Here is a 21,296-nt window from a genome sequence, read left to right as displayed (position 1 = left end):
GGAATGACTATCGGTCCGTCGTCTCGACGGGCGTCTCGATGTCGATCGGGTCGAGGTTTCCGAGTACGTCCCGGAGATGCTGGCGGTGTTCCTCCGAGAGCCGTGTCAGTGGCGACCGGAGTTCGGGTGATCCCAGGTCTCGGATCGACATCGCCTCCTTGACCGGGATCGGGTTCGTCTCGACGAACAGCGCCCGGGCGAGCGGACCGAGTTCGTGATGTAACTCGCGAGCGCGTTCGAAGTCCCCCGCGAGTGCCGCCCCGACCATCGCGCAGGTCCGAACCGGCTCGACGTTGGCCACGACGCTGATCGCCCCTCTCGCGCCGATCGACAGCATCGGTAGCGTCAGCGCGTCGTCGCCCGAGAGGACGGTGAAGTCCTTCTCGCGAGTGCGTTCGACGATCTCCGTGACCTGGCCGAGGTCGCCCGAGGCGGCCTTGAACGCCCGGATGTTCTCGTGGTCGGCGAGTTCGACGGCCGTGTCCGGTTCGATGTTGCGCCCTGTCCGAGAGGGGACATTGTAGACGATCTGTGGCAGGTCGATCTCGTCGGCGACCGTCAGGTAGTGCTTGCGGAGGCCGTGCTGTTCGGGCTTGTTGTAGTACGGCGAGATCAACAGGAGGGCGTCCGCACCGGCGTCCCGTGCCCGTCGGGAGAGCGAGAGGGCTTCGCGAGTGTTGTTGCTCCCGGTCCCGGCGATCACGGGCACGTCTTCGAGGACCCCAGCGACGGCCTCGATCACCTCGACGTGTTCGTCGTGGCTGAGAGTGGCGCTCTCGCCGGTCGAGCCGACAGGAACGACCCCGTCGACGCCAGCGGCTTCGAGTCGCCGGGCGTTGGCTCGCAGTTGATCGAAATCGATGCTCCCGTCCGCAGCGAAGGGCGTCGTCATCGCGGGATAGACGCCCTCGAACAGTGGTTGTGGTGGCATGGGTTTGATCCGGATTGTTCGGTGATCGGTTAATCGACGCGCCGTACCAAAAAACCGACCCGGGACGAGGTCGCCAGGCTCGCCACGAGCCAATCAGGAACGTTTGGGTTTCGGGTTCGGGAGCCGCGGATGGACACGCCGTGCGCGATCGGTAACCACCCCGCTACGTAGCTGTCCGGGCCCAGCACGCGTTCGGGGTGTCAACATTATGTGTCTACTCCCATCGCGAGATGACTTATGGATTGTGTTTAGGTGCTGTTTCAGGTCGATGGATTCCTGCGGGGCAGTTATTGCTCCTGAGAACGGGGCCAGTGCGGTCTTACGTATACGACGAGTTGTATACGCGCATAGACATGGGCTGGCAGTTCACGCCCGCCGCGCTGCCGCTTTTCGCCGCGACGCTGGTCGCGACAGTCGTGGCAGCTGTCGTCCTGAGAAAGCGTGACGCACCCGGAGCGAAGGCACTCGCCGCGATCGCCGTCGCCGCCGACTGGTGGTCGCTGACTGCTGGCCTCGAACTCCTCACGACAGACCCGCTCACCAGTGTCCTCCTGACGAAGGGTTCCTACGTCGCCATTGCGATCGTTCCCATCGCCTGGGTGGTGTTCGTCCTCGAATACACGGGGCGGCGCGACTGGCTGACGGATCCGCGTCTCGGTCTGCTCGCGGTGGTTCCAACGATCACTGTCCTGGCGGCGCTCACGAACGAGCCAGCCGGTATCCACTCGCTTTTCTGGGAGAACCTCGCCGTCGTCACAGACACCACGGAAGGGGTTCCGGACTCGCTGTACGGCCCCCTGTTCTGGGTCCACGCGGCGTACTCCTACTCGTTGCTCGCGGTCGGGTCGTATCTCCTCGTCGAACTTCTCGTCACGGCGGACGATCTCTATCGAACCCAGGCGGGGACACTCTTGCTAGCGGTCCTCGCGCCGTGGGGAGCGAACGCGCTATACCTCGCCGACGTGATCCGAACGCCGTACGATCCGACGATCGTCGGGATCGTGCTGACCTGTGTGCTCCTGTTGACGACGCTCTATCGACACCGGCTTCTCGACATCGTTCCGGCAGCCAGACGACTCGCCCGGACGGAACTGCTCGAAACACTCGAGGATCCGATCGTCGTAGTCGACGACGCACGTCGCGTGGTCGAGATGAACCCCGCAGCGATCGACATCTTCGGCGTCGAGCGAACGGCGGTGATCGGGGCGGACCTCTCGGCCGTCAGTCCGGAACTGCGTGAGTGGCTCGACAGCGACCGTACCGAGGAGACCATCACCGACGAGGTCGACAACGTCGACCGGTACTACGACGTCCAGGCCACGGCGCTCTCTCAGCGGAACGGCACAGCTTCGGGGACGCTGCTCGCCCTGCGGGATGTGACTGCCAGACAGCACAACCGCCAGCAGGTAAACGTCCTCAATCGACTGCTCCGACACAACCTCTCGAACACCGTCACGACGATCCTGGGGAACGCGGAGTACGCCGCGGCCAGCGCACGCGACGAGGAGGTCCGCGAGCGGTTGGACGTCATCGAGGAAAACGCCGCGACGATGATGGACAAACAGGAGAAACTCTACCGCGTTCTCCGGACGTTCGAACGCGAACGCTACGCCTGTGAGTCTCTCGATACCCTGTTGAAGGACGTCGTGGAGACGGTTCGAACGTCGTATCCGAAGTCAGACGTAGCGGTCGACCTCCCCGAGGCGTCACTCTCTTTCGAGGGCCAGGAACGTCTCCGTATCGCTCTCGAAGAACTGTTGACGAACGCGATCGTCCACGACGGCGACGCGCCGACGGTGACTGTCGCGGCCGGCGTCGCGGACGGGACGGCCCAGATCACGGTCGATGACGACGGCCCCGGGATCCCCGATCACGAACTCGAACCGATCACGAACGGCGAGGAGACCCAGCTGTCACACGGCAGTGGCGTCGGACTCTGGCTGGTCTCCTGGATCGTCCACTCCCTGGACGGCGCAGTCGACTTCGAGACCGGTGAAAACGGCACTACGGTCTCCCTGACGATCCCCGGTCGGGAAAATGGCGCGTAGCGGCCGCTCGTCGTCCTTCCTCGATCGTGGCGGCGACGCGTTCGGTCACTGTTCGAATCCGGTCGGCAACGGGTGCCATCACTCTCCGAAGTCGATCGCGTCGGCAACGGGCTCCGTCACCCGTTGAATCCGACGCGTTCCGTCACTGCTCGAAGCCGACGGCGTCGGCATCCTCGCGTGTCCGGCGCGCTGCCCCCTCCAGGTCAAATTCCCGGACGATCTCGCCGTCGCGGAGAAGCGGTTCGAACAGCGACTCGGCGTCGGTCGGTCCCGGGCGGTCGGCGAGACCGACCTCGTGACGGCCCGCCGCAGTCCGATAGACAGCTTTCTTTCCGGAGAGCTTGCCGCGCTTGGCGACCGGATCGCCCTCAATCGTGACGATGTCTAAGGCGAAGTCCTTCGGGTCGGCGTTGGAAACGTACCCGCCGACGCCAAAGCCGTCGGCGACATCCCGCAACTCCCGAAGCGTCTCGGGGTCGAGCCCGCCGCTGAGGAAGATCCCCACGTCGTCGTACCCCCGGGCGTCGAGTTCCCAGCGGACTTCCTGGACGATCCGCCGGAAGTCCCCGCGGCGTGAACTCGTAGTATCCAGGCGGATGCTGTCGAGACCGTCGACGGCCTCGACGGCCCGGATCGCCTCCTCAACCTCGTCGCTGTAGGTGTCACAGAGCGCCACCCGCGGGACGTCCGGACCGACAGCCTCGTCGAAGGCCCGCCAGGCGTCCTCCTGATTACCCCGACCGAAGCAGATGACCAGCGCGTGAGGCATCGTCCCGCCGGCTTCGCGACCGATCACCTCCCCCGCGGCGACGTTCGAGATGCCGTCCAGGCCGCCGAGCAGGGCGCTGCGTTCGACCATCGCTCCCAACGACGGATGGACGTGTCGCGAGCCGAAGCTCAACACCGTCGAATCGGGGGCGGCCCGGCGTGCGCGGAGCGCGTTGGTGGCGATTCCGGTCGGGTGGGAGAGAAAGCCAAGCAGTGCAGTCTCGAACCGTGCGAACTCACGATAGGGACCCTCGATCCGCATCACGGGTCCGTGATCGAACAGTTGTCCTTCGGGAAGGGCGTCGACATCGACGGGGTAGCCCTCCAGCAGGTGGGCTGCGTCTTTCAGTCCGGCCAGGACGGCGAATTCGCCGGTCGGAAACTGGTCGGCCGAGACCTCCGCGACGACCCGCGGGTTCTTGCCGGCGTGTTCGAGCGCCTCGATCGTCCGGTCGAAGTAGGCGTCGGTCGCTCGCCCGGACGCGATGGCCGACGGGGTAACGATGTCGAACGGCGTCTCCTCGGTCATGCTACGGTCGCTTCTCGCCGCGTCTAAAAAACCTGTCCGGTCGCCCCCGCCGTGTCACCGTCTCCGGAGAGACGTCACGGCGAAAGCGAGAAGTGCCGCAAACGCGGCCAGAACGGTAAATCCGGGGCCGTCTGTCGTCGTCACGATGCCCGTTCCGTCGTCATCGTCCGGGACCGGTGTCCGTTCACCTTCGGGGGCGGACCCCTCTCGAACCGCCGGGAGTTCCTCGACGTTCGGCGCGTTGACGATCACCAGCGTCTCGCCGGTCCGGTCCAGGTAGAAGGCGTCGCCGAATTCCTTGCCGTCCGGGATCCGCCAGGTCCCGAGTCGGCCCTCGACGGCCTCCGCGCCGCGGAACGTGAGCAGTCGCTCGTAGCCCTCGCTGAATTCAGCGGCGTCCTCGGGCGAGTCCCAGACTGTTTTGTAGACGTATCCCGTCTCGTTCGTCTCGCTCGACTCGTCGGTGACGTACGGCACCAGTTTGTCGCCGTCCCAGCCGGCCGTGTAGCTGTGATTGTAGTTGTACGGATCGAACTGTTGAGCGCCACCCGGAACAGCATTCACGTGGTTCGCGTAGGGAATGATCGCCTTGTCAGGCGGAATCCCGATATCGATGGAGGGGTACCACAGCGTCACGTACAGCCCCGCCTCGCCGAAGGAGGCGTAGTTGATACTCCCATTGACGTCGAGTACCCGCCAGCGATCATCGCTCCGATCCGGGACGGAAACGTTCGTCGGCGCGTCCTCGTCGTACTTCTCAGGATGGATCGTCTGCTCGGTCGATGCGGGCGGGTTCTCGTAGACCGCATTCACGGCTTCCCAGCCACCCTCCTCGCGGATCGCCTCGACGAACGGCGGGCCGTCACTATAGGGCTGGAGGAGGATCTGATAGAGCCCGAAGTGGGGCTGGAAGTCGGACGATGCACCCTGTGAGTCTTCGGGCATCAGGCAGGTCCCCTCCCACTCGTTCTCACAGTGCTGCTGATAGAGGTGATCGACGTAGTTGCCGTCGCCCTCGATGATGCCGTCCCTGGCGTTGTGGAGTTCCTGTGTAGACTGGTTGAACGAGGCGATGTCGAAGCGCTGGTCCTGGAGGGCGTGGAACAGTTCCTGAGAGAGCGTGATCTCGTTCATCTTCGGCGTCGAAGTGTTCTCCGAGACGATCTTGATCTCGCCGGTCGAAGGGTCGTAAAAGCCACCGACGCCGCCGGCCTGGTTGTCGGCCTGGACCTGAGTCGTGTCGGTGGACTCGTTGACCATCAACAGCGCCTCGTACTTGACGTTCTGATGGAGGCGCTGTGCCTCGGTCAGGTTCGACGTGTCGTTGCGGACGCGTTCCTCGTAGGCCGACCGGCTGATGATCTCGACGGGCGGCCGTTCCTCGAACTCGATGCGGCGGATCTGCTCGACACGAGCCATCCCTCGGGCGACCACCGCGTCGAGTTCGGAGTCGTTCAACCCGTCCCCGGGCGTGACGCTGATCGACTCGTTGTACCAGTAGCCGGCTTCCCACCCGAGGATATCGGCCTCGGGGTCGGGCGAATGCTGATCAGCGAACGTCGACGACCGATCCGGTAGATGCTGATCAGCGAACGTCGAGAGCCGTTCGGTCGTGTTCGTCGCCTGGAGATGCTCGGCGTCCGAGCCGTCCAGACCCGTCGATGCGGGCTGGGGGGGCTCGACCGCCGCGGCGACCGGGACGCCGACCAGCGCCACCGCGACGATCACAGCCAGGAGGTGCGTTCGGGCGACCATACTGCCATTCGGGGCGAGTTACTTACAAATGCCCCGGTCGGGACAGTTGACGCCGGACAACGGAGCCACACGTTACTCACGGCCGACGCGGCCGATCCGTCGAAACTCCCCGACCACTTTTGCCGTGGCGAACCTACACCCCGATAGCAATGTCGTTCGATCCAGACGCGACCGCGGTGGTCGTCGTGGACATGCAGAACAGCTTCTGTCACCCCGACGGGAGCCTCTACGCAGCGCCGAGCGAGGACGCGATCGAACCTTGCGTCGAGCTGATCGATCACGCCCGGGCAGCCGGCGCGTCGGTCGTCTACACCCGCGACGTCCATCCACCTGAACAGTTCGAGGACACCCACTACTACGACGAGTTCGAACGCTGGGGGGAACACGTCCTCGAAGGAAGCTGGGACGCCGAACTGGTCGAGGAACTCCGGGAACGGCCGGCCGATCTCGTCGTCGAGAAACACACTTACGACGCTTTCCACGAGACGCAACTGGAGGGGTGGCTCGACGCCCACGGGATCGACGACCTCTTGATCTGCGGGACGCTGGCGAACGTCTGCGTCCTCCATACGGCCGCCAGCGCCGGTCTCAGGGATTACCGTCCCGTCCTGATCGAGGACGCCGTCGGCTTCATCGAGGGCGATCACCGGGAATACGCTCTCGATCACGCCGACTGGCTGTTCGGCGAGGTGACTGATCGCGGCTCGATCGAGTTTGCCTGAATGGCCCGATCTCGTTCGGAGGAAGCCGTGCGCCGGTATCGACCTGGCGACGAGCCAGCCGTCGAGAACCTCTACCGGCGGGCACTCCAGGAGGCAGGGACGGATCCCGACGACGTCCCTGGCAACCAGGATCTCCGGTGGATCGAGGAGACGTATCTCCGGTCAGACGGCGAGTTCCTGATCGCCGAGTCGGACGGTCAGATCGTCGCCTGTGGTGGCCTCCTCGTCGACGGCGCGACGGCCGAACTTCTGCGGATCGCCGTCGATCCCGACCACCAGCGGGAAGGGTTCGGGACGGCGATCGTCGAGGGACTCGAACGTGCGGCCAGGGAGCGTGATTGTGATCGGATCGTGCTGACGACCGCCAGCCGACAGGCGAGTGCGACTACCTTCTATCCCGAGCGCGGCTACGAACGGCTCGGAACTGAACGGGTGAACGGCTACCACCTGATCGAATTCGGCAAGCGACTATGAGTTACGCTCGATCGACCCGTCAGGACTGACGCCGGTAATACGCTCTGTGCCCTCGAACGTTTTCGCGACGAACGATGCCGACACTGTCTGGCCCGGTTCGAGCGTCCGGATCGACCCGTTCTCGCGCTGTGCTTCGGGATAGGAATGGGCCGGATGCGCCGTCGTCGGTTCAAGGCCGGCGGTGTAGTTGCGGCCCCAGAACGGCGACTCGGCCATCCCGCCGAACGGTTGCCAATACCACAGCGACTCGAAGCACTCGACGGGCCACCGGAGGGCGAATCCCAGGTCCAGGTCCGGGTTAGTGACAGCGTACCAACCGTCGCGGAGTTCGTGAAGGTACGCCAGGTCGTGGATCTCGGCGTCGATCGGCGGGAAAGCAGTGAGATCGACTGTCCCGCCGTCGGCCCCAGGGGCGTCGGGCCACTCGAACTCTTCGCCGCCGACCAGGCGGTTGTTCGCGTGGTCGTCGTAGTCCTCGACGTAACCGCGGTCGGCCGGGACGTCCAGTCGCGCCGTCGGACCGATCAGCGGGCGACCCAGGGCGACGTGTTGCTGCCAGGCATACTCGAGTTCGACAGCCCCCTCGTTGGTGATCGTCTCTGCGATCTCGAGGCTGGCGGCGTCGGCCGGCAGGGTCAGTTCCCGCGTCACGGTGAAGGGGTAGCGCCGCAGCGTCGTCGAGAGTTCCAGCGAGACGGCCGTCGCGTCCTCGCGGGTGATCGTCGCGTCCCACGGCAACAGCGCGCTCTCGCCGTGGTGGTCGTACCGGCCGCCCGGGAAGGAGAGGGGGCCACCGGCGACGGGGAGGTTCAGTTGCCAGCCGCCGGGGTAGTGCTCGTTCCAGGTCGTCTCCGTCGGCGGGATCGGGCCCGGCGGCGACGACCACTCGTGGTCGGCGTGCCAGAGGACATCCACGTCAGTGCGTTTGTCCCTGAACTCGACGATGTCGCCGCCCTTCCCCTGGAGAACCATGACCCGAAGGTGACGGTTCTCGAGGAGGGATGCCTCGACGCCGCGGTAGGCGTAGGCCGTCGAGATTCGGGGAGACTCGTTCCACTCCATGGAGGCGGTACGGTCGCCACCGGCTAAGGCTCTCCGGCGAAAGCAATCGACAACCTCCGGGCAGGGCGCGTTTCCTGGCGAGCGATACACTCCGGGACACTTAGGGTCACGGGGCGTCGATCCGGGTCCATGCTCATCCGGAACGCCACACTTCCCGACGGTCGCCACCGGGACGTCCGTATCGACGGCGAGCGAATTACGGGCGTCGGCGAGGGTCTCTCGGGGGACGGGCGGGAGATCGACGCGACGGGCAAGCGCCTGCTCCCCGGCATGATCGACACGCACGTCCACTTCCGGGAGCCGGGCGACCCACAGAAAGAGACCTGGACGACGGGTTCGAAAAGCGCCGCGGCGGGCGGCGTCACGACCGTCGTCGACCAGCCCAACACCGACCCTCCGACCGTCGACGGCGACGCATTCGACGAGAAAGCGACGTTCACAGCGGACTCGGTGGTCGACTTCGGGCTCAACGGCGGGGTCGTTCCCGGGTGGGATCCGGACTCGTTGTTCGAGCGGCCGATCTTCGCACTCGGCGAGGTCTTCCTGGCGGACTCGACGGGTGATATGGGGATCGACGAGCGGTGCTTCCGGGAGGCCCTCGAGGCGGCCGAACGCCACGGCGTGACCGTCACCGTTCACGCCGAGAACGCCAGTCGGTTCAATCTGGGTGCACGCGAACGGACTGACGCCGACGCATGGTCGGCTTACCGGGCAGCTCGCGCCGAGATCGCGGCCGTCGAGCAGGTCTGTGAGCTTGGGGCGGAGTACGACGTCGATCTGCACATTGCCCACGCGAGCACGCCCGAGGCGATCGACGCCGCTGGCGAGGCAGGAATCAGTTGCGAGGTCACGCCACATCACCTCTTTCTCTCGCGTTCCAACAGCAACGAACTCGGTACGTTCGGCCGGATGAACCCGCCGCTACGTCGGGAGAAGCGCCGCGAGCGCGTCTACGATCGAGTCAGAGAAGGACAGGTCGATATCGTCGCCACGGACCACGCGCCACACACGCGCGAAGAGAAGGACACGAGCATCTGGGACGCCCCCAGCGGCGTCCCGGGCGTCGAGACCGCACTCCCGCTGCTACTCGAAGAAGCGCGACGAGGCCACCTCACGTACGAACGCGTCCGGGACCTGACAGCCGCCAATCCGGCCGCACTGTTCGACCTGCCGAGGAAAGGACGGATCGCGGAGGGGTACGACGCCGATCTCGTCCTGGTCGATCCGGACACGACACGGGAGATCCACGGCGAAGAGCTGCATACGAACTGCGAGTGGACGCCGTTCGAAGGCTGGCGCGGCCTGTTCCCCGAACTCACGATGGTCAGGGGGACTGTCGTCTACGAGCGAACGGATGACGGCGTGACGTTCCACGACCACCAGGGCCGGAACGTTCGAGCCTCACGTCCCGCAGCGGACGCCGGAGATGACGGGAACGAGACGGACGAGAACGAAGGGGACGCGGAGCCGGAAAAGACCGAGACTGGCGACGAATCGATCGAAAGCGGCGACGAATCGATCGAAAGGGGTGAGGAATCAGCCGGGAAGGCCGCTGGTGAAACGTCGGACGGTTCACCCGCGGATCGTGGACGGGAAGCACTCCCAGAGGACGGGGCCGACGACTGACCGCCGTCGACCATTCCTTGCCGTCAATCACCCGTGCCGTCGACCATTCTTTGCCGTCAATCACCCGTGCCGTCGACCATTCCTTGCCGTCAATCACCCGTGCCGTCACTCACTCCGGGCCGTCGACGTGGAAGGCGTGGCCGCATTCGGGGCATTCAACCTCGTCGTGGCGGAGTGCAACGCTGTGCTCCCGGACGTCGCGCATGACTTCGGAGATGCGGTCCTCGGCTTCGAGTTCCTCGTCGACAGAAAGCTCGACGCCTTCGACCTCCAGGAGGAACTTCGCGACCTCGGTGGCCTCGTACATCATCTCGTCGAGTTCGTCGGCGGTGAAGAAGTCGCTCATCGCTCCGTAGAGGAAGGTCGCTCCGGCCATCCGGACTTTCTCCTCGAAAGAGGCCCGCGCCTGATTGACGGCCTGCGGGGAGTAAGTGTCGGTCATGAACGGGACGAGATCGGGCAGGTTCTCGCCGATCTTGGTCATCTCGACGCCGGTCTCGGTCCGGAAGTCGGCACACAGCCGGGCGATCGCCCATTCCCTGGCCGTGATGTAGGTGCGTTCTCGCAGGAAGTCGTTGGCGCGCTCGTAGGTGCCGCCGTCGATCTTCTGAAAGCGATCGTACGAACGGACGTCCGCGGGCGGATCAGCGTCCGACGGGTCATCCATTCCACCGGGTTCGCCTGTAACCTCACCATCCGTGGCCGCGCTTTCGGCCTGTGAGTCATCGACATCGGCGTCGGCCGTCTCGGAGCCCTCAGTGGCGTCATCGTCCGGTTCACCGACCGACTGGGGGGCCTCGGCGGTCGGCCGTGTATCGTCCGAAGGATCGTCGACCATGCGAGCCAGTCCGGTCCGGGGTCGAAAAAGCGTATCGACGCCATCCAGTCCGGTCCGGGGTCGAAAAAGCGTATCGACGCCATCCAGTCCGGTCCAGGATCGAAAAAGCGTATCGACGCCCTCGGCGGGTCACGGAACGGAGATTTTTTATCCGCTACACCAATGGGGTGCGTATGAAGGTTCTGCTGGGAGTCGGCGGGAGCGATCACTCCCGACGGGCGCTCAAGGAGACCATAGAGCGCGTCCAGGAGACCGGCGACGATCTAACGGTCGCCATCTTCAGTTCCGAGGAGGTCGAGGCGACGTTGACTGACGTCGAATCGGACGTGCGAGCGGTTCTCGAGGATGCTAACGTCGAGGCGACGGTCCGCCGGATCACGAGTCATCCCGGCGGCGAACTGGTCCAGTTGGCCGACGAGGAAGGGTTCGACCGCCTCGTCATCGGCGGTGGTACCCGGAGCCCGCTTGGAAAGATCCAACTCGGCTCGATCGCCGAGTTCGTCGTACTCAACGCCGAAACGCCGGTGACTCTCATCAGATGAGCGAGGACCGTTCTTACCCGGCGGAGGTCTCGGGACCGTTCCCGACCCCGCCACACGATTTCGTCGACGACGAGGGTCGAGATATCGTCGTCCGGATCGCCAACGACGACCGTGAGGACCTCGTCGCCATGTACGAGGACTTCGATCCGCAGGACCGCGCCCAGGGGATCCCGCCGGTCGGCGAACGCTCGATCAGGCGCTGGCTCGACCGGGTCTTCGAGGACGACTGTCTGAACGTGATCGCATGGCACGGTGAGGACGCGGTCGGCCACTCGATGTTGGTCCCCGACGACGAGGACGCCTACGAACTGGCGATCTTCGTCCTCGGGAGCCACCAGTCGGCGGGCATCGGCACGGAGTTGCTGGGAACCCTGCTGGGTCACGGAAAGGATCGGGGGATCGATCGGGTCTGGCTGACCGTCGAACGCTGGAACGAACCGGCGATCGGACTCTACCAGAAGGTTGGCTTCGAGATCCGCAACACGGAAAGTTTCGAACTCGAGATGGCGATCCGGATCGCCGATCGGGAGTGACCCACCGTAGAGTCGGACTACACCGACAGGACTGGCTGGCTGGCGTACGAGAGGACGTACTCGGCGACCCGTCCGAGCATCGCACCGGGGTCGTCAATGGCCGACTCCCGCGGGACGACGATGAAGTCGGCTGTGACCTCGTCGGCCGCGTCCAAAACGACGCTGACCGGATGGCGACTCAACGAACTCGCCGAGTAACCGAGTGCAGCCGACTGGGAGAGGGAAACGTCGTAGCCGGCGTCCCGGACGTGTTCGCGGATCGCCCCCATGAACGCGCGGTGTTCCTCGGCGACGCTATCGGCCGCGATGTCGCCGGCTTCGAGACCGCGTGCCACGTGTTCCTCGATGACGTGTAAGACGTGTACGTCCGCGCCGTACCGATCGGCGATCGCCAGAGCGTGTTCGATCGCCCGCTCGGACTTCTCAGTCCCGTCAACAGGGACGAACACTGTATCGATCTCGACATCCATCGTGACACTCTGGGGGAGGCACCGTCAAAAACCCACCGAGCGGGTTTCGGTCGAGTGTCTGACCCCTGGGGTCGCTGCACCTTTATACGGCGGCGAACTATCGGTTCCCATGTACGACACGGTAGTGCTGGCGACCGACGGATCGGCGAGTACCGAACGGGCGGTGACCGTCGGGCTGGATCTCGTCCGTCGGTTCGACGCGGCGGTCCACGCGCTGTACGTCGTCGACGAGGGGGAGGTCGACTCCACGCCCGCGGAGGTGCGCGAGGACCTCCGACACTCCCTCGAACGACACGGCGAGGAGGCAGTGGGGATGATCGACGAGCGGAGCGAACGCGACGTGAGAGGGGCGGTCCGCGAGGGAAAACCGGCGATAGAGATCTGTGAGTACGCCGCCGAGGTAGACGCCGATGTCGTGGTGACCGGGACGCGGGGGCGCCACGGCGAGCATGCACTCTTGCTTGGCAGCGTCGCCGAGGCCGTCGTTCGGAAGTCGCCTGTTCCAGTGTTGACCGTCCGGCAACTCGAGGGTGGCGAACGCGACGTGACCGCTCGCAAGCGAGGGGTCTGAGCATGGACGAGTGGCTCATCGACGACGAGCGTCTGTCGATCGAGCGCAAGTCTATCCTGCCCGGTGAGGGCTTTTTCTACCCCGACACGGTCGAGGAAGCCAAACGCGAACAGGAGGCGGCCGAGCGCCTTGAGGAGGCCGAAGGGGTTGTGGTCGCGGACCCCGATGCAGACGGACTCGCCTGTGTCGCACTGGTCCGTGAAGCGTTCGGCGCGGCGGCGCTGCTGCCAGCCAGTCCACACGACCTCGACCGTGCTCTCGCCTGGGTCGCCGAGTACGCTGAGAGCGGGGCCGACGTCTACGTCTGTGATCTCTGCCCGGACGACGCGGCCGATCTGGAACCGCTCGCGGATCTGACCGCGAGCGAAGGGGACATCCGCTGGTTCGACCATCACCAGTGGGACCCAGACCTCACGACGCTGGTACGGGACGCCGGGGTCGACCTGACGGTCGGCGAGTCCGAAGAGGAGTGCACCGCTGACGTGGCGCTTCGGGAACTCGATGCCGACTTTGAGGCGCGCTTCGCCGATCTGGCGGCCGCGACGCGGGATCACGACCTCTGGATCCGCGAGGATCCGCGCAGCGACGACCTGGCGGACCTCGCCCACTGGCTCGAACCCGAGGAGTACATCGAGATCGTCCGTGAACATGGCGCCGACCTCCCCCCGGACGCCGAGGAGTTACTCGCCGAGCGGCGCATCGAGAAGGAGGCGCTGATCGAGAAGGCCGTCGAACGCGCCGAGTTGCGTGAGATCGGTCCCTGGACGGTCGGCGTCACCTACGGTCGCTGCTCGCAGAACGAAGTGGCCGAAGCGCTCCGCGAGCAGGGTGCCGACGCCGCGGTGATCGTCAAACCCGCCGGATCGGCGTCGATCCGCGGGACCGAGACCTTCGAGCGCGCCCACGAAGTGGCCGCCCAGGTCAACGGCGGCGGCCACCCGAAAGCGGCCGGTTGTAAGCCGGACGTCTACGACGACATGCTGGATTACGCCCACCACTGGACGACGCGGGGGGCAGTGGCGAAACAGGCGATCGTCGACGCGTTCCGGCGGCTATCCGAGGAACCAACCGAGTCGTAGCATACCGTGAGCGAAGCGAGACGCGACCGAAGGGAGCGTCTCGGAAACGCGAGCGGCGAAGCCGTGAGCGAAGCGAGCGGTTTCACTGGCCGAGTGGTGCGTCCGGCCACGTCAGTAGAGGACGGCTCAAATCAGCGGGACCACGACGCCCAGGAGCGGGGGGTACGACGCCACGAGCAGAAAGGCGACGAGGACGGCCGTCAGCGACGCCGCGACAGTCAGAACCGGCGTGAGGCTCGCCGCGGGCGGCTGTGCAACCGGGTCGGAGGTCGATCGGGACTGTCGCATCGTATCCGGAAAGACGGCCCCCGACGCCAATAAGTATAACCTGGATGAAAATTAAGCCCGGAGTGGCAATCGACGTGGCCACTCAAACGCGTTTCAGCGAGCTGTGCTGCCGGTGCAAGCGACCCGGTTAGTTTCGACAATCGCCAGGTCACCGTCGAGCGTGACCTGCATGCGTTCGTCGGCCAGCGGTATCGACACTTCGACGCGCCAGGGATCCGTCGAGACGACGTCCGTGTACTCGTCGTCGACACACCACGGCAGCGTCCAGTAGGGTCGTTCAGAGAGGGAAATCCCGTGGTCGTCGTAGAAGGCTGCGACGGGTGCCTCGTCCAGGAGGACGAGTCCGACGGGCGAGCACAGTTCGTGGCGACAGCGTTCACAGACGTGTTCGGCCCGGATCGCGACGTCCAGACAGCACTCGCCTTCGCGGGTAATCTCCGTGTGCATCCGGCCGGAACAGGCGGGACAGACTCCGTCGGCGGCAAGGCAGTGAAGATGTCGGACCCGTTCGTCGAAAGCCATCGCGACCTCTGCCGCCGTGCGGTCTTCCAGTCCGCCTGGCGGAAAGTCGTACTTCCCGTGGGCTTTCCCGCAGTCCGAGCAGTCGATCGAGAGCTGTTCGTCCGCGTACTCGGCGACCAGCGGCCCGCCACACCGGGTGCAAGCACCCTCGACGCCGAACGGGTCGATCTCGGGCGAGCGCGTGTACGTCCCCGCTCGCAACGCGCGGATGACTTGCCCACCGGTGTGTGCGAGGTCATACCCCTCGTCGGTTTTGACGACGAATCGGTCAGTGAGTTCCTGGAGATGGTAGTTGAACTGTGCGCTGTCCGTGAGTTCGACAGCGTCGAAGAGGTCCGAGAACCGGATCGGACGCTCCTCGGCCCGCCAGAGGGCTTCGAGGATGTCGAGGCGCGTCTCGTTGGCGACCACGGAGAACGCCTCCGCCGGCTCGACTGTCCCGTCCTCGCGTTCCGGCCCGGTGATCCCGCTCATGGGCGTTTCATCGGCGTCACCGTCCAAAAGCGTTCGCTGAAATCGGTTATTGTATCTATTCTGACTTTTCTGGTGCGTCGGCGACCCACTTCTCGCTGTAGCGCTCGCCACAGGCACAGACGGCGTAGGCGTGGATGATGTCGCCCTCGGCGTAGATACCACCCACCTCCTCGTTCTGTGCTTCGGCGAAGGCAAAGACGAACCGGACGTGGTGCTCGTTCTCGGGCCGCTCGTCGACCATCGGGCAGGTTCCGCTGACGAGGTCCCGGTCGATCTCTCCGGGCGTGTCCATCGCTGCCTGTGCGAGCGCCATCGGGTCGATACCGGTCGTTGACTGGAAGGCGCTGGCACCCTTCTCGCCCGGAAGGACGAGGACGAGGCCGTTCGCTACTGATTCGGCGTACTCGTCTAACGCCTCGGGGTTCGAGACGGCGTCGTCGTGCAGGAAAAAGGCGACGTCGTCAGGTCGGTTCCCGGCCAGGAACGCCTCGCGATCGGTCATACCGGAGCGAGCGGAGCGACGCGCAAAAGGACGGCGGTCCGCGGTCTCGAAGGTACGTGGCCCCGCCGAGTGGATCAGATATTAATGACGGACGAGACGACGGCCTTCGTGAAGATGGCGATGATAGCACCGAGCCACGAGAGGACGACGAAGTGCAGGTAGCTGTTGAGCTTGTGGCCGCCGTCGGTGGTCCGGATCATCAGCGACGACAGCAGCGCGTTGAAGACGATGACGATGATGAGCAGGAACTCGATGGTCGGGATGTCGTAGACGGCGGTGTTGATGAGCGAGCCGACGTCCATGCGACTGCCGGCGTTCAGGTCGAGACTCATCGTCGAGAGGATGTTGACGACCTGCAGACCGATGAAGAAGGCGAACGTCGAGGCGGCGGTGATGCCGTAGAGGACGCCGATGAGTGTCGTCGTCTCCTGGTCGCGCTGCTGGCGTAGCTGGAGGACCTCGTTCATGTTCTCGCTGATGAGTTCGCCGAGTTGCTTGGGACTGCCACCCATCTCGCGACCCACGAGATACATCTCACTGAACGTCTGGATGAGATACGACCGGGATTCAGCGGTGAAGTGCCGCCAGGCTTTGGCGGGTTCGATCCGCATGTTTAGCCGTTTATAGAGGTTGTCGACGTTCTCCGAAAGGGGTCCAAAGTCTTTCTTGCGGAGCGATTCGAGGACAGCTCCGGTCGTCGACTGTTTGGCGCCCTCCGTCGATCCAAGCGCCCGGATGAAACTCGGGAACTCCTCGTCGCGCGCTTTGATCTGATTTTCCTCCTGGCGGATCACGACTCCGGGGATGAGCAGCGGCGTAATGGGGACAACTGCGTACATCGCAAGCGGAACGGGATCGAAAAACGGGAGGAGCATATTGAGCGTGATCGGGCTGATTCCGGCGTACCCGCCGAAACTGATGGCTGCCAGCACGAGCGTCAAGACGACTCCAACGGCGAAGCTCAGGTTGATCCGACGATCCATCGGCGAGTTGATGTCCTCGGGGTGGTACCAGACGGGATCGTAAGGTGCCAGTGACCGAATCGCGACGAAGAACCCGGACTGGATGAAGATGAACAGGACGATGACGGCGCTGACGGTCATCATCGGGTTCGTGCCGGTGAGGATCGGCAACACGACGGCGAACACCAGAGCGAACGTCATCGAGAGGATCATCGACAGATACAGGTCCTTCATCACTTCGAGGTTGCCCAGCGCCCCCTCGTAGACCGTCTTGTAGTTGTCAATGATCATGTCCTGCTCGGAGAGCAGGTAGTCCTCGAGGCTTTGGCCGGCGCCCATGGTGTAGGCCAGGCGATCGAAGAAGTCCGAGACGGCATCGCTGGGCACCTCCTTGGCTCGCCGGGCACAGGCCTCGTCGAGACTCAGGTTCCAGGTGTCGACCAGTTCGACCACCCGGCCCATCTCGGTCGCGAGTTCCCCGTACTCGTCCTCCGCAGCGAGCGCCCGGAAGACCTCCATCCGGTCGATCTTCGTGGTCGACAGCACGGTCATGTGCGTGACCATGAGGTGAAAGCGGTTGTTCAACGCCTGGCGACGCTGGGAGAGTTGTACCTTCGGGTAGAAGACAGCGGCCCCGAACAACAACAACCCGAGCAGCGGGAAGGGAAGCGCGATCGAGATCGGGAGCGGTGCGACCACCGCGATCCCGATCGTGACGACGAAAAAGACAAATGCCGGCAGCAGGATGGAAAGCACGTACCGCTGGATCGGGATCCCCATCCGCCGATAGGAATCGAGTAGCGACGCTACCGTCCCAGATATCGTCAGGTCGAGCGTGCTGGCTTCTTCGGAGGCCATCAGTCTTGGCGGTGGATGTCGAAGGGCAGCCCTTCGACGCCGTCCCGTTGGAAGTTCTCGATCAACTCGTTGACCTCGTGATAGCCCAGGACGTTCTCCTGGATCGCCCGCTCGATGAGGTTCGCCCTGAACTGCAGGTCGTCGTAGATGTCACGTGTGTCCTCGTAGCCCAGCAGAGTGGCGATCTGTTCTTCGAGGACGTAGGAGTTGTTCATGCCCTGGAAGACGATCTCGTCCTCGACGGGGTCCCAGTAGAAACTCTGGCGGGTGACGACCCCGTCCATCTCCTTGGAGTAACCCTCGATCTCCTGGACTGAAGTGACCCGACGGAGGACGTCGTCGCCCTGCTTGACCCGGTTCTGGAACAGCGCGATGTCGGCGTTGTCCATGAACGTCTCGGGGACATTGATCGGGTCGCCGGTGAACCGCTGGATCATCGAGACGATGTCGCTCGCGTGGAACGTCAACATGACCGGGTGACCCGTCTGGGCAGCCTGGAAGGCCATCCGCCCCTCCTCGCCACGGACCTCACCCACGATGATGTAGTCGGGCCGTGATCGGAGGGCTGCGGCGACGAGGTCGAACATGTCGACGTCCGTCCCTTCGTCGTCGCCCTCCCGTGTGAGAAGTTGCTGCCAGGTATCGTGTGGGGGGAGGACCTCGGAAGTGTCCTCTGCGGTATAGATCTTGCTGTCCCGTGGGATGAACGACATGATGGAGTTCAGCGTCGTCGTCTTCCCCGAGGCGGTCTCCCCGACGACGAATACCGTCTGTTCGTTCTCCAGGGCGAGCCAGAGGTACGCCGACAGTTCCGGGGAGAGGGTGCCCCACTTGGTGATCTGGAAGATCGACAGGGGCACCTCGTCGCCCTGGCGGATAGTCAGGGAAGGGCCCTTGAGCGAGACGTCGTCGGAGTAGATGATGTTGATACGCGAGCCGTCGGGCAGCGTCGAGTCGATGATCGGGTCGTTGTCCGAGACGGGGTCGCCGATCCGCTCGCCCATGTTGCGCAGCCACTGTTCGTACTCCTCGGGTTCGCCGAAGTCGACAGTCGTCTTGATGAGGCTGTAGACGGAATGATCGACGTAACACTCGTTAGGGCCGATGACATGGATGTCCTCGTTGGCCGGGTCTCGCATCACGGGTTCCAGCGGTCCGAGCCCGACGATGTCGCGATTGAGTCGGTAGCGGATGTTCTCGTAGGTTTCCTCGGTGACCTCGACTTTACCGAGGTTCGTGATGTCGCTGAACCGGCTGAGGACGCCGCCACCCTCGTCGTGGCTCTTGACCGCCGTCGTCTCCTGGAGGAGTTCCTCGATCCGGTCGTCGTACTCGGCCTCCTCGGCCGGTGCCGGCTTCATGACGCTCTTCTCTAGGAGACGGTTGCGGACCTGCTCGAAGACACTCCGTTCGTCGTCGGCCAGTTCGGGCTCGATCGCGTAGTACTTGATGTCCTGGCCGATGTCGCCGTAGATGTGCGTGTAGATGGGGCCGCCGACCGGGTAGATGATGTTCGGCCGGTCGGACTCGTACTCGCCGTCGGCCTCCTCGACGAACATCGGAAACTCGCCGGTGATCTGCTTGAACTTCTGGAGGTGATCACGGAGGTGTGGCCGTCTTGCGGCGTGCTGGCGGAGTTCGTCCGACGGTTTGGGTCTGCCGTGATCTGTCATGTGTATCCTTCCTTATGCGACGCTGCGCGATTCGATGACGATGCCCGTTCCCGAGCGGACGGAGTAGCCGATGGTATCGCCGACCTGTTCGCCCATACCGGCGAAGCGTTTCACGGAGATCTGTCGACGCACGTCGTTGCCGACCTCGACCATCTCCAGTTCCAGGAAGACGTCAGCGATCGCCCGGAAGGGGCCGATCGCATCCTCGTCCAGCGTCGATGGGTCGACCGTGAGCATGATGACTTTCCCCTCGGCGATGACGTCCCGGAAGAACGAGATGATCTCCAGGGCAGCCTGGCGTTCTTCGTTCTGGCGGACCAGGGCCTCGAACTTGGGGTCGTTCCGGAGAATGGCGTCGAAGGTATCGATGATGATGACGTCCGTCTCCCACATCACCTCGGCGTCCATCAACCGCTTGAGTAGGTCCATCCGGTCGCTCTCTTCGTCGTCGCCCTGGAAGGTGTTGGAGTCGCCGATGTCGGCGTGCAAGAACAGGAGGTTCTCGTCGAGGATGTGTTCGACCATGCCGTAATCCAGGCTGTGCATCTGATCGAGGAAACTCCCGACAGTCAACTCCGTCGAGAGCATCGTGACCGTCTGGCCGGTCTCACAGAGCCCGTAGCTAAAGCGCTGGCTCATCGCGGACTTCCCGGCGCCGTAGTCGCCCTCGACGAGGACGATGCTCCCGGGCGGGATGCCCCCGCCCAGTTCCTTGTTCAGTCGGTCGCGCTCGTCCAGCCCCAGCGAGTACAGATCGGTCGTTGCGATACTCATGTGCGGAACCTGAACACCTCCTGATCACCGTTGACAGTGAGTTGCACACGGACGTCTTCGTCAGGCCCCAGCGCGTGGTCGATCTCGACCCGGACCACGTTCCCGGGCGTCCAGATGTCGCCGTCGACGACCGTGACAGTCACGTCGGGCCCGGTTTTGAACTGTCCGTTGACGAAAATATCCATGGCGTCGCTATGGGCTGGCAGCCGTTGTGAACCGGTATTTTTGACGTACAGTGTGATGTTTCCGTTCCCGTCCGTATCGTAGATGCCCGCGCCGCTATCGCTGATGATGTCGACGTCGGTCCGGACGTCCTCGCTGACACTCAGCCCGAGGTCGTCGACGGCCTGACTGAGTTCGTTGACCGTGTTCGTCAGTACACCGGCGACGCTGGCGGCGATGATGACACTCGCGATGAAGATGATCAAGTGGGAGGCCGAAACGCTAGCCACTCACGACCACCTCCGTTCCGGAGACGCCAGGGTCGGTGATGACTTTCACACGACCCGGTTGTGAGCTGAACGTGGCGTTGTAGTGCAACGTCTCTCCGGGCTGCCACAGATCAGTTGTGGAGTCGCCCGAAACCTCGCGGTCGTTGAAGGTTGTCTGGTAGCGGTTGTCGACGAGCAAGTCGGTGTCACTAACCGTCAGCGTCGTCGCTCCGGTGTTGTCGACGTAGACGTGCAGCGTGTCGTTAGCGATGTCATACGTCGCTGCCGTCAGATTTATCGCCGTGTTCTGCTGGGCCAGGAGGTCATCCCGTGCGTCGCTTCTCGCGTCAGTCACCCGCTCGACGGTATCGAAAGCGGCACTGTGGAACATCCCGAAGCCGATCAACAGTGCGGCGAACAGGATCGCCACCGAGGCGCTAACGCTGAATCCCATCTGACCCACCTCCGGCAGTGGCCGGGATCTGATCCAGTGCGACCGACTGAGCGCCGCCGCCGTCGAGTTGACTCACGTATCGGAGACTCTTGGTGTGGTGATCGATGGTCAACGTCGCCGCGCCCCCGTCGTCCTCGAAACCCCGGAGGTACGCCTGAAGTTGCTCGGCGACCTCGGCGTCGATCCAGTCGATGCGCTCGTAGTAATGGATCGCCTCCGCGGTGGCCCTGACGCCGACCTCCGAGACGAGGAACTCGAGCCATTCGACGACGATCAGATCGGCCAGGAACCCGTCGGGCAACTCCGTCAGGTACGGTTTCCCGTCGTCAGTGTCAGTCGCGTTCGCGCCGTCAACCTCGTTCGTATCCACTTCCGCTGACACCGCTTCCGTGTCGACGCCAGTCTCGGCT

At 64.2% G+C, this 21,296-nt stretch carries 23 protein-coding genes; 8 read left to right on the top strand and 15 right to left on the bottom strand.

From position 1 onward, the window contains the following. Positions 1-7: 7 nt before the first annotated feature. Positions 8-931 (bottom strand): 4-hydroxy-tetrahydrodipicolinate synthase, encoded by a 924-nt coding sequence (gene dapA, locus E3374_RS03635; protein WP_136687670.1) that lies wholly within the window; start codon positions 929-931, stop codon positions 8-10. A 353-nt stretch (positions 932-1,284) separates the two neighbouring features. Between dapA and E3374_RS03630 the strand changes: the two genes are divergently transcribed. Further along, positions 1,285-2,979: a sensor histidine kinase gene (locus tag E3374_RS03630; RefSeq protein ID WP_169051764.1), complete on the top strand. Its 1,695-nt coding sequence runs from the start codon at positions 1,285-1,287 to the stop codon at positions 2,977-2,979. Between the two features lie 142 nt (positions 2,980-3,121). On the opposite strand, the gene E3374_RS03625 is transcribed toward E3374_RS03630, so the two are convergent. Together E3374_RS03625 and E3374_RS03620 are read right to left on the bottom strand one after the other, a co-directional pair. After that, the gene (locus tag E3374_RS03625) at positions 3,122-4,276 is read right to left on the bottom strand and encodes a nicotinate phosphoribosyltransferase (RefSeq protein WP_136687668.1); all 1,155 of its coding nucleotides are present in this window, start codon (positions 4,274-4,276) and stop codon (positions 3,122-3,124) included. A gap of 54 nt (positions 4,277-4,330) precedes the next feature. Further along, positions 4,331-6,031 carry an Hvo_1808 family surface protein gene (locus tag E3374_RS03620; protein ID WP_136687667.1) on the bottom strand — a complete coding sequence of 567 codons (1,701 nt, stop codon included), beginning with the start codon at positions 6,029-6,031 and terminating at the stop codon, positions 4,331-4,333. A 149-nt stretch (positions 6,032-6,180) separates the two neighbouring features. Between E3374_RS03620 and E3374_RS03615 the strand changes: the two genes are divergently transcribed. Together E3374_RS03615 and E3374_RS03610 are read left to right on the top strand one after the other, a co-directional pair. Next, entirely contained in the window at positions 6,181-6,753 is a 573-nt protein-coding gene (locus E3374_RS03615) for a cysteine hydrolase family protein (protein WP_136687666.1), read from the top strand. Next, a complete protein-coding gene (locus E3374_RS03610; RefSeq protein WP_136687665.1) occupies positions 6,754-7,227 on the top strand; it encodes a GNAT family N-acetyltransferase in 474 nt (157 codons plus the stop codon). Here the strand turns inward: E3374_RS03610 and E3374_RS03605 are convergent. After that, positions 7,222-8,289 (bottom strand): aldose 1-epimerase, encoded by a 1,068-nt coding sequence (locus tag E3374_RS03605; RefSeq protein ID WP_136687664.1) that lies wholly within the window; start codon positions 8,287-8,289, stop codon positions 7,222-7,224. The two genes, E3374_RS03610 and E3374_RS03605, sit on opposite strands and share 6 nt — an antisense overlap. A gap of 129 nt (positions 8,290-8,418) precedes the next feature. Here E3374_RS03605 and E3374_RS03600 point away from each other — a divergent pair, with 129 nt between their 5' ends. Further along, complete coding sequence (locus E3374_RS03600; protein WP_136687663.1) at positions 8,419-9,915, top strand: dihydroorotase; 1,497 nt, start codon at positions 8,419-8,421, stop codon at positions 9,913-9,915. A gap of 109 nt (positions 9,916-10,024) precedes the next feature. Here the strand turns inward: E3374_RS03600 and E3374_RS03595 are convergent, their stop codons facing one another. Then, positions 10,025-10,753: a DUF5806 family protein gene (locus E3374_RS03595; RefSeq protein WP_136687662.1), complete on the bottom strand. Its 729-nt coding sequence runs from the start codon at positions 10,751-10,753 to the stop codon at positions 10,025-10,027. Between the two features lie 173 nt (positions 10,754-10,926). On the opposite strand from E3374_RS03595, the gene E3374_RS03590 reads away from it, so the two are divergent. Both E3374_RS03590 and E3374_RS03585 read left to right on the top strand, forming a co-directional pair. Further along, entirely contained in the window at positions 10,927-11,295 is a 369-nt protein-coding gene (locus tag E3374_RS03590) for a universal stress protein (RefSeq protein ID WP_136687661.1), read from the top strand. Next, positions 11,292-11,828 carry a GNAT family N-acetyltransferase gene (locus E3374_RS03585; RefSeq protein WP_136687660.1) on the top strand — a complete coding sequence of 179 codons (537 nt, stop codon included), beginning with the start codon at positions 11,292-11,294 and terminating at the stop codon, positions 11,826-11,828. The genes E3374_RS03590 and E3374_RS03585 overlap by 4 nt, the downstream gene beginning before the upstream one ends. A gap of 17 nt (positions 11,829-11,845) precedes the next feature. Here the strand turns inward: E3374_RS03585 and E3374_RS03580 are convergent, their stop codons facing one another. Next, complete coding sequence (locus E3374_RS03580; protein WP_136687659.1) at positions 11,846-12,298, bottom strand: universal stress protein; 453 nt, start codon at positions 12,296-12,298, stop codon at positions 11,846-11,848. A 109-nt stretch (positions 12,299-12,407) separates the two neighbouring features. On the opposite strand from E3374_RS03580, the gene E3374_RS03575 reads away from it, so the two are divergent. After that, complete coding sequence (locus E3374_RS03575) at positions 12,408-12,869, top strand: universal stress protein (protein WP_136687658.1); 462 nt, start codon at positions 12,408-12,410, stop codon at positions 12,867-12,869. Between the two features lie 2 nt (positions 12,870-12,871). Continuing rightward, on the top strand, positions 12,872-13,948 hold the full coding sequence (locus E3374_RS03570; protein WP_136687657.1) for a DHH family phosphoesterase: 1,077 nt from the start codon (positions 12,872-12,874) through the stop codon (positions 13,946-13,948). Between the two features lie 126 nt (positions 13,949-14,074). On the opposite strand, the gene E3374_RS17025 is transcribed toward E3374_RS03570, so the two are convergent. The 9 genes from E3374_RS17025 to E3374_RS17535 all read right to left on the bottom strand — a co-directional run. Then, a complete protein-coding gene (locus E3374_RS17025) occupies positions 14,075-14,236 on the bottom strand; it encodes a hypothetical protein (RefSeq protein WP_169051763.1) in 162 nt (53 codons plus the stop codon). 93 nt (positions 14,237-14,329) lie between these two features. Then, positions 14,330-15,232: an ArsR/SmtB family transcription factor gene (locus E3374_RS03565; RefSeq protein WP_136687656.1), complete on the bottom strand. Its 903-nt coding sequence runs from the start codon at positions 15,230-15,232 to the stop codon at positions 14,330-14,332. A 55-nt stretch (positions 15,233-15,287) separates the two neighbouring features. After that, entirely contained in the window at positions 15,288-15,734 is a 447-nt protein-coding gene (locus E3374_RS03560; RefSeq protein WP_136687655.1) for a DUF5807 family protein, read from the bottom strand. A gap of 74 nt (positions 15,735-15,808) precedes the next feature. Continuing rightward, entirely contained in the window at positions 15,809-17,554 is a 1,746-nt protein-coding gene (flaJ, locus tag E3374_RS03555; RefSeq protein WP_136687654.1) for an archaellar assembly protein FlaJ, read from the bottom strand. After that, positions 17,554-19,227: a type II/IV secretion system ATPase subunit gene (locus tag E3374_RS03550; protein ID WP_136687653.1), complete on the bottom strand. Its 1,674-nt coding sequence runs from the start codon at positions 19,225-19,227 to the stop codon at positions 17,554-17,556. The genes flaJ and E3374_RS03550 overlap by 1 nt, the downstream gene beginning before the upstream one ends. A 12-nt stretch (positions 19,228-19,239) precedes the next feature. Then, the gene (locus E3374_RS03545; RefSeq protein WP_136687652.1) at positions 19,240-20,001 is read right to left on the bottom strand and encodes an ATPase domain-containing protein; all 762 of its coding nucleotides are present in this window, start codon (positions 19,999-20,001) and stop codon (positions 19,240-19,242) included. Beyond that, positions 19,998-20,453: a flagellar protein G gene (locus E3374_RS03540; protein ID WP_136687651.1), complete on the bottom strand. Its 456-nt coding sequence runs from the start codon at positions 20,451-20,453 to the stop codon at positions 19,998-20,000. Before E3374_RS03540 ends, E3374_RS03545 begins: the two co-directional genes overlap by 4 nt. Next, on the bottom strand, positions 20,446-20,886 hold the full coding sequence (locus E3374_RS03535) for a flagellin (protein WP_136687650.1): 441 nt from the start codon (positions 20,884-20,886) through the stop codon (positions 20,446-20,448). The genes E3374_RS03540 and E3374_RS03535 overlap by 8 nt, the downstream gene beginning before the upstream one ends. After that, a partial coding sequence (locus E3374_RS17535) for a FlaD/FlaE family flagellar protein (protein ID WP_282568429.1) occupies positions 20,870-21,296 on the bottom strand: 427 nt, incomplete at its 5' end. The genes E3374_RS17535 and E3374_RS03535, both read right to left, overlap by 17 nt.

The sequence above is a fragment of the Halorhabdus amylolytica genome, from assembly GCF_004944975.1.
GTDB classification, from domain to species: domain Archaea; phylum Halobacteriota; class Halobacteria; order Halobacteriales; family Haloarculaceae; genus Halorhabdus; species Halorhabdus amylolytica.
Note: the sequence above shows the minus strand (reverse complement) of the source record. Positions and strands in the feature narration are given on the sequence as shown.

What these genes read in the sequence shown, in the direction of transcription:
- E3374_RS03580 (WP_136687659.1), bottom strand. Translation starts at nt 12,298, where the DNA reads ATGGATGTCGAGATCGATACAGTGTTCGTCCCTGTTGACGGGACTGAG.
- E3374_RS03585 (WP_136687660.1), top strand. Translation starts at nt 11,292, where the DNA reads ATGAGCGAGGACCGTTCTTACCCGGCGGAGGTCTCGGGACCGTTCCCG.
- E3374_RS03600 (WP_136687663.1), top strand. Translation starts at nt 8,419, where the DNA reads ATGCTCATCCGGAACGCCACACTTCCCGACGGTCGCCACCGGGACGTC.
- E3374_RS03615 (WP_136687666.1), top strand. Translation starts at nt 6,181, where the DNA reads ATGTCGTTCGATCCAGACGCGACCGCGGTGGTCGTCGTGGACATGCAG.
- E3374_RS03570 (WP_136687657.1), top strand. Translation starts at nt 12,872, where the DNA reads ATGGACGAGTGGCTCATCGACGACGAGCGTCTGTCGATCGAGCGCAAG.
- E3374_RS03545 (WP_136687652.1), bottom strand. Translation starts at nt 20,001, where the DNA reads ATGAGTATCGCAACGACCGATCTGTACTCGCTGGGGCTGGACGAGCGC.
- E3374_RS03535 (WP_136687650.1), bottom strand. Translation starts at nt 20,886, where the DNA reads ATGGGATTCAGCGTTAGCGCCTCGGTGGCGATCCTGTTCGCCGCACTG.
- E3374_RS03590 (WP_136687661.1), top strand. Translation starts at nt 10,927, where the DNA reads ATGAAGGTTCTGCTGGGAGTCGGCGGGAGCGATCACTCCCGACGGGCG.
- E3374_RS03575 (WP_136687658.1), top strand. Translation starts at nt 12,408, where the DNA reads ATGTACGACACGGTAGTGCTGGCGACCGACGGATCGGCGAGTACCGAA.
- E3374_RS03605 (WP_136687664.1), bottom strand. Translation starts at nt 8,289, where the DNA reads ATGGAGTGGAACGAGTCTCCCCGAATCTCGACGGCCTACGCCTACCGC.
- flaJ (WP_136687654.1), bottom strand. Translation starts at nt 17,554, where the DNA reads ATGGCCTCCGAAGAAGCCAGCACGCTCGACCTGACGATATCTGGGACG.
- E3374_RS03560 (WP_136687655.1), bottom strand. Translation starts at nt 15,734, where the DNA reads ATGACCGATCGCGAGGCGTTCCTGGCCGGGAACCGACCTGACGACGTC.
- E3374_RS03550 (WP_136687653.1), bottom strand. Translation starts at nt 19,227, where the DNA reads ATGACAGATCACGGCAGACCCAAACCGTCGGACGAACTCCGCCAGCAC.
- E3374_RS03610 (WP_136687665.1), top strand. Translation starts at nt 6,754, where the DNA reads ATGGCCCGATCTCGTTCGGAGGAAGCCGTGCGCCGGTATCGACCTGGC.
- E3374_RS03630 (WP_169051764.1), top strand. Translation starts at nt 1,285, where the DNA reads ATGGGCTGGCAGTTCACGCCCGCCGCGCTGCCGCTTTTCGCCGCGACG.
- E3374_RS03595 (WP_136687662.1), bottom strand. Translation starts at nt 10,753, where the DNA reads ATGGTCGACGATCCTTCGGACGATACACGGCCGACCGCCGAGGCCCCC.
- E3374_RS03625 (WP_136687668.1), bottom strand. Translation starts at nt 4,276, where the DNA reads ATGACCGAGGAGACGCCGTTCGACATCGTTACCCCGTCGGCCATCGCG.
- E3374_RS03620 (WP_136687667.1), bottom strand. Translation starts at nt 6,031, where the DNA reads ATGGTCGCCCGAACGCACCTCCTGGCTGTGATCGTCGCGGTGGCGCTG.
- dapA (WP_136687670.1), bottom strand. Translation starts at nt 931, where the DNA reads ATGCCACCACAACCACTGTTCGAGGGCGTCTATCCCGCGATGACGACG.
- E3374_RS03565 (WP_136687656.1), bottom strand. Translation starts at nt 15,232, where the DNA reads ATGAGCGGGATCACCGGGCCGGAACGCGAGGACGGGACAGTCGAGCCG.
- E3374_RS17025 (WP_169051763.1), bottom strand. Translation starts at nt 14,236, where the DNA reads ATGCGACAGTCCCGATCGACCTCCGACCCGGTTGCACAGCCGCCCGCG.